7 protein-coding genes are annotated in these 11164 nt (G+C 70.8%); 2 read left to right on the forward strand and 5 right to left on the reverse strand.

Going from position 1 to position 11164, the window contains the following annotated elements; all coding sequences use genetic code 11:
* Window positions 1–33: 33 nt before the first annotated feature.
* Complete coding sequence (locus Q9G87_RS28620) at window positions 34–588, forward strand: TetR/AcrR family transcriptional regulator (RefSeq protein ID WP_305919582.1); 555 nt, start codon at window positions 34–36, stop codon at window positions 586–588.
* On the opposite strand, the gene Q9G87_RS28625 is transcribed toward Q9G87_RS28620, so the two are convergent.
* The 3 genes from Q9G87_RS28625 to Q9G87_RS28635 are packed head-to-tail and all read right to left on the reverse strand — an operon-like array spanning window position 566 to window position 4271.
* The gene (locus tag Q9G87_RS28625) at window positions 566–2824 is read right to left on the reverse strand and encodes a xanthine dehydrogenase family protein molybdopterin-binding subunit (protein WP_305919583.1); all 2259 of its coding nucleotides are present in this window, start codon (window positions 2822–2824) and stop codon (window positions 566–568) included. The two genes, Q9G87_RS28620 and Q9G87_RS28625, sit on opposite strands and share 23 nt — an antisense overlap.
* Entirely contained in the window at window positions 2821–3810 is a 990-nt protein-coding gene (locus Q9G87_RS28630) for an FAD binding domain-containing protein (RefSeq protein WP_305919584.1), read from the reverse strand. The genes Q9G87_RS28625 and Q9G87_RS28630 overlap by 4 nt, the downstream gene beginning before the upstream one ends.
* Window positions 3807–4271, reverse strand: a complete 465-nt coding sequence (locus Q9G87_RS28635; RefSeq protein ID WP_305919721.1) for a 2Fe-2S iron-sulfur cluster-binding protein — start codon at window positions 4269–4271, stop codon at window positions 3807–3809. The genes Q9G87_RS28630 and Q9G87_RS28635 overlap by 4 nt, the downstream gene beginning before the upstream one ends.
* 97 nt (window positions 4272–4368) lie before the next feature.
* Between Q9G87_RS28635 and Q9G87_RS28640 the strand changes: the two genes are divergently transcribed.
* Window positions 4369–5010: a TetR/AcrR family transcriptional regulator gene (locus tag Q9G87_RS28640; RefSeq protein ID WP_305919585.1), complete on the forward strand. Its 642-nt coding sequence runs from the start codon at window positions 4369–4371 to the stop codon at window positions 5008–5010.
* A 46-nt stretch (window positions 5011–5056) separates the two neighbouring features.
* On the opposite strand, the gene Q9G87_RS28645 is transcribed toward Q9G87_RS28640, so the two are convergent.
* Both Q9G87_RS28645 and Q9G87_RS28650 read right to left on the reverse strand, forming a co-directional pair.
* Window positions 5057–7093, reverse strand: coding sequence for a sensor histidine kinase (locus Q9G87_RS28645; protein ID WP_305919586.1), 2037 nt, complete (start codon window positions 7091–7093; stop codon window positions 5057–5059).
* Between the two features lie 65 nt (window positions 7094–7158).
* Window positions 7159–11151, reverse strand: coding sequence for a galactose-binding domain-containing protein (locus Q9G87_RS28650; protein WP_305919587.1), 3993 nt, complete (start codon window positions 11149–11151; stop codon window positions 7159–7161).
* Window positions 11152–11164: the final 13 nt, after the last annotated feature.

The raw sequence follows: 11164 nt of genomic DNA on the forward strand, positions 1-11164 counted from the left end.
GAGAACGACCGTTCTCCAGGCAAGTGAGGTGGCATGGAACACGCGGAGCGGGTTCTCGTCGCGGCGGGCGAGCTGTTCTACCGGCGCGGCCTGCAGGCGGTGGGCATGGACGACGTGCGCGCGGTGTCCGGGGTGTCGCTCAAGCGGCTCTACCAGAGTTTTCCGTCCAAGGAGGCGCTGGTCGTGGCGTATCTGGAGCGGCGGGACGAACGGTGGATATCCTCGCTGACCGCCTACGTCGAGGAGCGGCAGAACGCGATCTCCGCCGTGTTCGAGTGGCTGGAGCGCTGGTTCGGCGAGGACGACTTCCGCGGGTGCGGGTTCGTCAATGCCTACGGGGAGCTGGGCGCCTCGTCGGAGCCCGTGCGCAAGGTGGTGTGGCGGCACAAGCAGCGGCTGCGTGACTACCTGCGCGGGCTGGCCGCCGAGGCGGGGGCGGTGGACCCGGACCTGCTCGCCGAGCAGCTGCTCGTGCTGGTCGACGGGGCCACCGTCACCGCGATGGTGAATCCGCCAGGCGCGGCGACGGCGGCACGGGCAGCCGGCCAGGCCGCCGCCGCGGCTATCACAGCAGCTTGTCGAGAGTGATGGGCAGGTCGACGATCCGCTTGCCGGTGGCGTGACGCACGGCGTTCGCGACGGCCGCGCCGACCCCTGTGATGCCGACCTCGCCCACCCCGACCAATCCGAGCGGCATGGTCGGGTCAGGCTCGTCCAGCCAGTGCACGTCGATGCGGGGGATGTCGGCGTGCACGGGCACGTGGTATTCGCCCAGGCTCGCGTTCACGATCCGTCCGGTGCGCGGGTCGATCAGTGTCTCCTCCGACAGCGCCAGGCCGATGCCCATCACGATGCCGCCGCGAAGCTGGCTGGCCACCAGCTTGGCGTTGATCACCCTGCCGACGTCGAACACGCCGAGCCACCGCGACACCCGCACCTCACCGGTGTCCCGGTCCACCCGCACTTCGCAGAACTGCGCCCCGCACGCCGCCTTCACCCAGCGCCTCATGTCGCGAAGCGCCCCCACCATGCCGAGCGCGCCTGGCTTGATCGCGGCGTCCAGGTGATCGCGGCCCGCTCGGGTCAGGATGGCCGCGTACGTCTCGCCGCTCACCCCGTGGAAGAGGCCGCCGTCGCGGGCCTCCAGGTCGGGCAGCCGCCGGCCGCGCAACGGCGAGTCCGGGGCCCGGCGTGCCAGCGCCAGCGCGGACTCCTTGAGCTTGCGGCAGGCGGCCAGCACGCTCGACGCCACGCTCGCGGTCTGTATCGAGCCGCCCGCCATGGCGCCCAGCGGCAGCTCGGAGTCGCCCGACTCGACGCGTACGGCCTCCAGCGGCACGCCCAGCTCATCGGCGGCGATCTGCGCCTGCACCGTGGCGGCGCCCACCCCGATCTCGGCCATGGCGCAGCGCACCACGACCCCGCCGTCCGCGGACAGCCGCACGGCGGCGCTCACCGGCAGGTGCATCGCGGGGTGGTACGCGGTCGCGACGCCCATGCCGACGAGCCACCGCCCGTCCCGCATGGCGCCGGGCCGCGGGTCCCGCTCGTTCCAGCCGAACCGCTCGACCCCCAGCGCGTACGCCTCCCGCAGGAATCGCCGGGCGAACCGCTTGCCGTCCACCGGGTTGCGCTCGGGCTCGTTGCGCATGCGCAGCTCGATCGGGTCCATACCGAGCTCCCAGGCCAGCTCGTCCATGGCCGACTCCACGGCGAAGGTGCCGATGGACTCGCCCGGCGCCCGCATGGGGATGTTGGGGAGCAGGTCGAGCTGCACGAGGTGCTGGCGCAGGTGAATGTTGGGGGCGGCGTAGAGGTGCCGGGAGGCCGAGGTGATCTGCTCCTGCCAGCCTCCGACCCTTCCCGTCCTGGCCACACTGGTGTGGATCAGGGCGGTGAGCGTGCCGTCCTTGTCGGCGCCCAGCGCGACCCGCTGCGTGCTGGCGGTACGGCCGCCGACCGTGTGGTAGACGCCCGCCCGCGTGAGCGCCAGCCGCACCGGCCGGCCGGTCGCCCGCGCGGCCAGCACGGCGAGCAGCGTGCCCGCCCAGATCGGACCCTTGCCGCCGAATCCGCCGCCCACGAACGGCGCCAGCACCCGGATGTTCCGCTCCGGCACGCCGAACCGCAGCGCGAGCTGCTTGCGCACCCACGGGATGCCCTGCGTGGCCTCGTGCACGGTCAGGTGGTCGCCGTTCCAGGCGGCGGTGGTGGCGTGTGGCTCGATGGCGTTGTGGTTGTGCGGCGGCGTGGTGAACCGCAGGTCCACCGACACCGGCGCGGCCTCCAGCGCGGCCTTCGCGTCGCCCTTGTCGGCCTCGCTCTCCAACAGCATGCTGCGCTTCTGCGGGGTGGCGTTCGGCTCCTCGGCCGAGAAGTCCACCACGGCCGGCAGCTCCTCGTACGCGGGCCGCACCAGGGACGCCGCGTGCCGCGCGGCCTCGTGCGTCTCGGCGACCACGACGGCCACCGGCTGGCCGTTCCAGTGCACCTCGTCGGTGGCCAGGTAGTTGACCGACGTCCCGGAGGCCATCGCACCCAGAGGGTCCAGGAGGCTGACCTTGAAGGGCTTCATGGCGGGGCCGTTCTCGTGGGTGAGCACCTCGATCACGCCGGGTACGGCGCGGGCGGCCGCGGTCTCGATGGCGGTGATGCGGCCCCGGGCGATCGTCGCGTGGACCAGCGCGGCGTAGGCGAGGTCCGGGTAGTGGTGCTCGGCCGCGTAGCGGGCCTCGCCGGTGGCCTTGGCCCGGCCGTCGAGCCGGTCGATCGGCCGGCCGACGTATTTCGTGCCGGTCGCGCGCTCGATCTCGGTCGTGGTCATGCCGCTTCCCCTCCGTTGGTCAGCTCGCGCAGTGTGGCCGTGATCGTGGCGCGGGCCAGGCCGCTCTTGAACGCGTTGCCCGGCTGCGGGGTCGCGGCCGCGAGCTCGGCGTCGGCCGCACGGCGGAACGCCTCCTCGGTCGCCGGGCCGCCGAGCAGCGCCTGCTCGGCCTCGCGCGCCCGCCACGGCTTGGGGGCGACGCCGCCCAGTGCCAGACGGACGTCCGTGATCGTCCCGTCCCGCACCTCCATCGCCGCGGCCACGGAGACCAGCGCGAACGCGTACGACGCCCGGTCGCGGACCTTGCGGTAGCGGGAAGGGGCGGCGATCGGCGGCACCTCAACGGCCGTGATCAGCTCGTCGGCCGCGAGCGCGGTCTCGACCTGCGGCGTGTCGCCGGGCAGCAGGTGGAAGTCCGCCAGCGGGATCCGGCGCGTGCCGCGCACGCTCCGGGCCTCGACGACGGCGTCCAGGGCGAGCAGGGCCACGGACATGTCCGACGGATGCGTGGCGATGCAACTGTCACTCACGCCCAGGATCGCGTGGGAGCGGTTGAACCCGCCGACCGCGTCACAGCCGGCGCCGGGCTCGCGCTTGTTGCAGGCCGAGGCCTGATCGTAGAAGTACGGGCAGCGGGTGCGCTGCAGCAGGTTGCCGCCCACGGTCGCCATGTTGCGCAGCTGGGCCGAGGCGCCGGCCAGGATCGCCTGCGACAACACCGGAAAGCGGGTCCGGACCCGGCGGTCGGCGGCCAGAGTGCTGTTGCGGACCAGCGCGCCGATCCGCAGCCCGCCGCCGGGCAACTCGGCCACCTCGTCGAGCGGCAGCCCGGTGACGTCCACGACGGTGAGAGGCCGCTCGATGCCCTCGCGCATGAGGTCGACCAGGTTGGTGCCGCCGCCGAGGAACTTGGCGCCGGAGTCGGCGGCCACCGCCTGCACGGCCGCGTCGATGTCGGGCGCCTTGACGTAGGCGAACGGTCTCATCCGGCCACTTCCTTGATCGCGTCCACGATGCCGTTGTAGGCGCCACAGCGGCACAGGTTGCCGCTCATCCGCTCCCTGATCTCGGCCTCCGTGAGCTCCGGGACGCCTGCGGAGACCGCGCTCGGCATGCCCGCCGCATACTCATCGAGCATGGCGATCGCCGAGCAGATCTGGCCCGAGGTGCAGTAGCCGCACTGGAGCCCGTCGTGGCGGACGAACGCCTCCTGCAGGGGGTGCGGGGTCACGCCCTCGATGGTGGTGATCTCCCGGTCGGCGTATTGGACGGCCAGGGCCAGGCAGGCGTTGATCCGCACACCGTCCGCGAGGACCGTGCACGCGCCGCAGGCGCCCTGGTCGCAGCCCTTCTTCGGGCCCGTCACGCCCAAGCGCTCGCGTAGCGCATCGAGCAGGCTGACCCATGGCTCGACGTCGAGCTTCTCTTCGGTGCCGTTCACTCGCATCCGTATCTCGGTCACATCTCGGGACGTTAACAGAACATCGTCCACTTAACAAGAGAACGACGTTCTTTTAACGTCTGGGCCTTATCCTGAGACCGCGATGACTTTCCTCAGGGCCAGGCGGCCGGAGCACAAGCAGCAGCGGCGCGAGGCGATCCTCGACGCCGCGCGCGAGCTCGCCATGGCCTCGGGCGTGCGGAACGTGAGCCTGGGCGCGGTCGCGGAGGCCGTGGGTCTGGCGAAGTCCAACATCGTGCGCTATTTCGGCACCCGCGAGGAGATCTACCTCCACCTGGCCACCGAGGAGTGGGGGCAGTGGGCGGAGGCGGTGCGCGAGCGGTTGCGGCACGCCTCCGGCACACCCGAGGTGGTGACGGTGCTGGCGGAGACGCTGGCCGCGCGCCCGCTCTTCTGCGACCTGCTCAGCCACACCTCCACCAGCCTGGAGCACAACGTGTCGGTCGAGGCGGCGTACACGTTCAAGCGGGCCGTGGTGGGCGTGGTCGGCGAGCTGGGCTCAGAGGTGGCGGGCATCACCGACCTCACGGTCAACGAGGCGACCGAGCTCGTCATGGGCGCCGCCGGCCTGGGCGGCCTGCTCTATCCCGCCGCCAACCCCTCCCCCACGCTGGCTGAGGTCTACGCCCGGTACCCCGAGCTCGGCGCCACCTGCCCCCAGATGGTGCCCATGCTCGTCCGCATGCTCAGCGCGCTCGCCGCCGGCCTGCCGACGCTCCGCTGAAGGTTTCACCTAACCGGTTAACCCAAGGGAAGGGCACCTGCCATGCTCAGGTCAGCGCTTGGGACGGCGCGGTCAGGAGCGGGAGCATGACCTCCACGCGGGTGCCCGCGCCGGGCTCGCCGGCGACCACGCAGATGCCGCCCAGCTCGGCCGCCCGCTCGCGCATCGAGCCGAGGCCCACACCCGCCCGATACGACGCGGGCAGGCCCTTGCCGTCGTCGCTGATCAGCACGCGCAGCACCGACTGCTCCCGCTGCAGCACGATCCGGGCGAGCGACGCCTCGGCGTGCTTGCGGATGTTGGTCAGGGCCTCCTGGACGATCCGGTAGACCGCCACCTCGACGGCCGCGGGCAGGTCACGCAGGCTGCCCTCGACGTCCACCTCGACCTCCGTGTCCGGCGACGACTGGCCGGCCAGGTCGCGGACGGCCCTGGCCAGGCCCAGGTCGTCGAGCGCGGGCGGGCGCAGGCCGTAGACGAGCTCGCGGATGTCCCGGGTGACCGCGCTCATCCCGGCGTGCAGGTCCTGGAGCAGCTCGTCGGCCGCCTCCGGGGATCTCTTCAGGCTGAGCCTGGCCATGTTGATGGTCATGGCCATGGCGGAGAGGGTCTGGCCGAGCCCGTCGTGCAGGTCGCGGCGCAGGCGGCGGCGTTCCTCCTCCCTCGTGGTCAGGATGCGCTCGCGGGAGCGTTGCAGGTCGGCGGCCATGCGGACGGCGTGGGCGACGTCGGCGGCGTACGGGGTGAGCGTGGCCAGCACCCGCTCGTTGTGCGCGGCGGGGAAGCGGCGCGGCCCCGGCGGTCCGACGAACAGGCGGCCGACGCGCTCCCCGTGCCATACCAGGGGCACCTCGCGCGGGCTGTCGCCCACCCTGCCGCTCTCGACGTAGCGGGGCTCACCCTCGGCCACCTCGACGGCCACGCCCTCGACCGCCAGCCCGTCACGCAGCACGCTCACCACCGAGGTCAGCGCCTCGGCCGGGTCGCCGCGGCGCACGGCCTGGGTGAGGCGCTCGGCGAGCACGCCGGGGTCGCCGACGGCGCCGTACAGGAGCCGGTCCACGGCCCGCTGGAGCGCCCGCCGCAGCGGCTGGAAGAACGCTCCGGCGAAGAGCGCGGCGCTGATCCCGGCCACCTGGCCGTAGCCGGAGACCAGCACGCTGGACAACGTGCTGGCGACGAAGTAGACCGCGCTGACCGCGGCAACCAGCCCGGCGGCCACGAAGGCGCGGCTGATCACCGTGTCGATGCCGTAGAGCCGGTAACGCATCACCGAGAACGCGACCGCGACCGGGACGAGCGCGGCCCAGGCGACCGCAGGCCACATCAGGGCCTGGTCGAACGCGGCGGCGACCAGGAACACGATGTATCCGGTGAACGCCAGCAGCGGCCAGCCGATCTGCCGCCTGGTGATCGGGTCCACGTGCCGCATCCGCAACGCCAGTGACAGAGCCGCCAGCGCCATGGAGACGTAGATGCCGGTCCAGGCGATCACCGCGATCGTCTGCACGTACGGGGCGAACGCGGGGATCTGCAGGGGATTGGGGATGACCGCCGGGTACGGGTAGGCCTCGAGGGGCGGGGGCGGCTGGACCATCGTGCGCACGAAGTTGGCGGTGATGGAGGAGTAGCCGAGCACCAGGACGACCCGCCACCGCCGGGAAGGCAGGCGGCCGTCCGGCGAGTACAGCGGCAGCACCATCGTGAGCAGCACGCCGCACACCGCCCAGCCGATGTTCGTGGGAAGGCGCAGGTAGCCGGCGGTGAGCAGGTCGCCGGATGAGGCGGCGCGGAACATCAGCGCAGCGGAGACGTCGCTGACCCCGGCCGCGAGGCCGCCCAGGCACATCAGCCACGCCATGTTCAGCCGGGGGCGGTGGAAGAGCAAAAAGGCGCCGACCGCGGGGAACGTCAGCCCGGCGGCCGACTGGGGCGACACGGTCCTGGCCGGGATCCACTCGGCGGGCAGCCGGCTCCAGATGACCACCGCGGCGACGGTGAGGACGGGAGACACGACCGCCATGAGGACGGCCACGACCCGCGCGGCCTTCCCCCGGCCCGAGAGGTCGGTGAATTCGACCATCGGCTTGTCCGTCCTAAGCGCTGTCCTGGCCCCGCGAATGTGGCGGGGCCAGGACAGAATAGGCGCTACTGGACGGTGACGGTGGCCTTCGCGGTGAGGGTCGTGCCCTGAACCTGGCCGGTCACGGTGAACGTGCCCGGCTGGGCGTACCGGTCAGGGCTGATGGCCTCCCAGGTGACGGCGACCGAGCTGTCCTTCGACCCGTCGTTGTACGTCGCCACGACGGTCTTCGGCATCGCCGGCGCCACCCCGGCCTTGGTCGTGACCGCCTCCTCGGCGATCGAGGTGATGGTCACGGCCGCGGTGGTGCGGACGTACACCGTGGCCTGGACAGGCTGGCGCACGCCCTCGGCGAGGCCGGAGACGGTGAAGCTGGTGCCACCCGTCTTCACCTGGTCGGGCGTCACCTGCTGCCAGGTGACGGCGGCGGTGCTCCGGGCGCCGTCCGCGTACAGGGTCTCCACGGTGGCCGGCAGCTTGGGCAGCGTGTCGACCAGGGTGGGGACGTGCACGGGGCGCACGGAGTCCGGCGGGACCTCGTACACCTTGACCTCCAGCAACCCGAGCGACGCCCCGCCGGCCTCCAGCTGGACGCGCAGCTTCGAGGTGCCGACGGTGTCGAAGGAGACGGTGTTGTAGGCGTCGATCGCCGTCGGGTAGGAGGCGACGCCGGTGACGTCCTCGAAGGAGTCACCGTCCCACTGCTGGATCTTCCACGAGGCGGGCAGGCGCACGCCGCCGCCGTCGTCGAAGAAGTACACGTCGGCCTTGTTCACCCGCACCGGCGACGGCCATTCGAGCTGCACCCACTGCGTGCCCTGCTGCGGCCAGGTGCCCCAGCGCGGGTTGGCGCCGTCGTTGGAGCGCGGCGGGTCGATGCCGTCGTTGATCGCCGCGATCCGCTCCCACGGCGAGGTGTAGGAGGCGGTGGGCGTGGCCTTGGGCGCCACGTTCACCTGCGCGGCCTGGGCCGTGGCGGTGACGGTCACGGTCGCGGAGCCGCTCTTCTCGCCGTCCGAGGCGGTGAGCTTGAGCCGGTACGTGCCCGGCTCGGAGAACGACACGACCGTGCTCGTGCCCGTCGGGTCGGTGAAGAACGCCTCACCGGGCCCGTCGACCTTGGCCCACTGCGTGGTGAGCGTGCCCTTCGGCAGCGCGTCGTCCTTGGCCACCGCGTCGATCCTGACCTGGCCGGGGCGGCTGAAGGCCGGATCGACCACGGCCGCCACGTACGGGGCCCGGTTGGTGACCGTCCCCGCGTCGGCGCCCCTCTGGTACGCCTGGATCTCCTTCAGGCCGGTGGCGTAGCCGGGCCGGTGCGTGACCAGGACGCGTAGCTTCTGCGCGGTGATGCCCGGGAAGCGGACCTCATTGAGGTTCGCCCGTGGATAGACCGGTTTCCTGGCCTGCCCCGGCACGTCCTTCCAGGTGTCGCCGTCCTGATACTGCACCGAGTAGAAGGCGGGCTCGCTGTACCCGGCCGCCTTTCGGTCGTTGTAGAAGTACAGCTTGACCTGGTCGACCTTCTGGGCCGAGCCGAGGTCGACCTCCAGCCAGTCCTGGGTCTTGCCGGAGCCCTTGCTGCCCCAGTACGGCTCGTTGATCGTGAACCCGTCCACCGCGCCGGCCGGGTCGCCGTGGGAGGCGGTGGCGGACTTGACCACGTTCGGGCGGGTGGAGCGCAGGTCCACGCCGGCCCTCTGGAACAGGTCCTCGACCCGGTCGCCCTCGAGCTCGACCTGGGCGGGGGCCTTCATCGAGGAGGCCTTCTCGGCGTGCAGCACCGTGCCGCCCTCGACCTTGCCGGTCGCCGGGTCCCAGACCGCGTGCGCGAGACCGGAGAGCGTGACCTTGCGCTTGCCGTCGATGAGGATCGAGTACCCCTCGGGCACGCCGGCGTAGTGCGTCTTGCCGTCGCCGGGCTTGTCCCACACGATGGTGAGGTCGTTGCCGCGGTAGTTGATGCCGTTGACGGTGAAGTGGTCCCAGCCGATGTCCACCGGCCACAGCTCGACCTTGCCGTCCGAGCGCGGCCGCAGGCCCATGACGTCCTCGATCACCGTCCAGTTGCTGCTGCCCAGGATCGTGTGGTGGATCCAGGAGCGGTAGCCGATGGTCTTGGTGGTCTTGTTCCAGTCGGCCCAGAACTCGTTGGCGTCGGGGTAGCGGGTGTCCCCGCCGACATACTGCGACCAGGCGTTCCAGTAGAGCAGCTGCTTGTACTGGTCGGCCGTGATGTACGGCGTCTGGTACTCCCGCAGCGCCTTGCCGAAGAAGGCGAAGTTACGGGTCGAGTTGATCTGCGAGAAGTTGTTCGAGCCCGGGTTCCCCGCCTCGGCGGCCTCGGCCTTGTCCTTCTGGTTGGCGGTGTACGCAGGGAAGATCGGATACTCCGCCGGGTCGGCCCACAACCGCAGCGCCTCCCGATATTTCGGGTCATCGGTGGGGACCAGGCCGGTCGCGTACGGGATGTAGTTGTTCGACTCCTTCCACGGGATCAGGTTGCCCGTCTGCAGGTCGCGGTGCTTGAACAACTTGTTCTGCTCATCCCAGAGCAGGGTGAGGATGCCGTTCTTGACCTTGTCGGCCACGCCGCGCATCTCCGCGGCCTTCGCCCGGTCGCCCGACAGCTCGTACGCCTGCGCCGCCGCCATCGCGTTGGCGTAGACGTAGGCGCCTTCGAGCCGCTCGTTCGCCCGGTCGTAGTAGTGGAACGACACCGCGTCGGCGTCGTTGCCGGTCATGGCCTCCCAGTCGTACTCGATGACGCCGTTCTTGTTGGAGTCGTAGGCGTTGAGCTGCCCGTAGACGTCCTTCTCGGCATACCGGGCCAGGTTCCGCAGGATCTGCGGCTGCCCGCCGTGGATCTGGTAGCTCTCCAGCGCCGCGGCCGAGATGTACTGCGTGTAGCTGTTCGACCAGTTCTCCGGGTCTCCCGGGTTGTCGGTGTACTTGGAGTTGCGCGACACCTCGCCCGCCGACACCCACGGCCCGTACGAGTAGATGGGGTTGCGCAGGTACTTCAGGTCCTGCACGAACATCGGCACGGTCAGCACGATCGCGTTGTTGTAGCCCAGCGCGCCCTCCACCGACGTCGGGAACTGGTAGTCGTTCCCGGGGATGTCGGCGTCGAGGAAGTTGAAGCGCATCAGCCACCAGCGGTAGTAGATGAACTTCTTGATGTTCTCGTCGGGCACGTCGGTGTAGGGGACGTTGTCCGCCCACCAGGCGTTGTAGTCCTGCAGCTGGCGCCGCAGCGCCTGCTCCGGCGAGCGGCCCTTGTAGCCGTCGTACTCGGCCCGCGACCCGGCGAGCTCCTCGGTGACGAAGCCCATCTGGACCTTGGTGCGCACCGTCTTGCCCGGCTCGACCGTGACGGCGCCCTTGAGCGTGCCGTCGTCGACCTTGAGCCCGTCACCGCTGAGCCTGGGGAAGATCGTGGTCAGCCTGTTCTTGGCGAACACGGCGCCGGTCAGCTCCCGGTCGCCGTCGGCCGTCTTGGTGTAGGGGGAGGTCACCGTGATCGGGACCGACTTCGCCGCCGACCCCGTGTTAGTGATCTCCAGCGTCGTCACGGCCACGTTCTCGTGCGTGATGAACTTCTTCACGCCGACCGCCAGCCCGTCGCCGGCGTACTGGCCGGTCCAGTGGCTGGGCATCTGCAGCCGCTTCGACACGTCCTCGGTGAGCGTGCCGCCGAGCGAGATCGTGTACGCGTCCCGGTTGTCGATGCTCTCCCAGTACGCGACGTACCCGCCGAACCCGATCTTGCGGGGGTCGTGCTCCTTCATGAACAGCGCCCGCCCGCGCGACATCAACCACGGGCCGGCCGGGTCGTCGCCCGGCCGGGCCAGCATGCGGTCGATCCAGTACGAGTCGCCGCCCTTCTCCTTCTTGTAGATCTCCTCCATCATCTTGCGCGGGTGGTAGCCGACCGGCTCGTCGGGCACGGGGTCGGCACCCGTGAACACCGGCATCCCGAGGTCATCCACCGCGACCGCCGAGGTCGGTAACGCGACAAGAGAGGCTGTGAGCGCTAACACGGCTAAGAAACGCATGCATTCTCCAGAG

It is taken from the genome of Nonomuraea turcica (assembly GCF_030718205.1).
Taxonomy (GTDB): Bacteria; Actinomycetota; Actinomycetes; order Streptosporangiales; family Streptosporangiaceae; genus Nonomuraea.

Coding starts and splice junctions, on each gene's coding strand:
- Q9G87_RS28640 (WP_305919585.1), top strand. CDS start 4,369: ATGACTTTCCTCAGGGCCAGGCGGCCGGAGCACAAGCAGCAGCGGCGC.
- Q9G87_RS28650 (WP_305919587.1), bottom strand. CDS start 11,151: ATGCGTTTCTTAGCCGTGTTAGCGCTCACAGCCTCTCTTGTCGCGTTA.
- Q9G87_RS28645 (WP_305919586.1), bottom strand. CDS start 7,093: ATGGTCGAATTCACCGACCTCTCGGGCCGGGGGAAGGCCGCGCGGGTC.
- Q9G87_RS28625 (WP_305919583.1), bottom strand. CDS start 2,824: ATGACCACGACCGAGATCGAGCGCGCGACCGGCACGAAATACGTCGGC.
- Q9G87_RS28635 (WP_305919721.1), bottom strand. CDS start 4,271: ATGCGAGTGAACGGCACCGAAGAGAAGCTCGACGTCGAGCCATGGGTC.
- Q9G87_RS28620 (WP_305919582.1), top strand. CDS start 34: ATGGAACACGCGGAGCGGGTTCTCGTCGCGGCGGGCGAGCTGTTCTAC.
- Q9G87_RS28630 (WP_305919584.1), bottom strand. CDS start 3,810: ATGAGACCGTTCGCCTACGTCAAGGCGCCCGACATCGACGCGGCCGTG.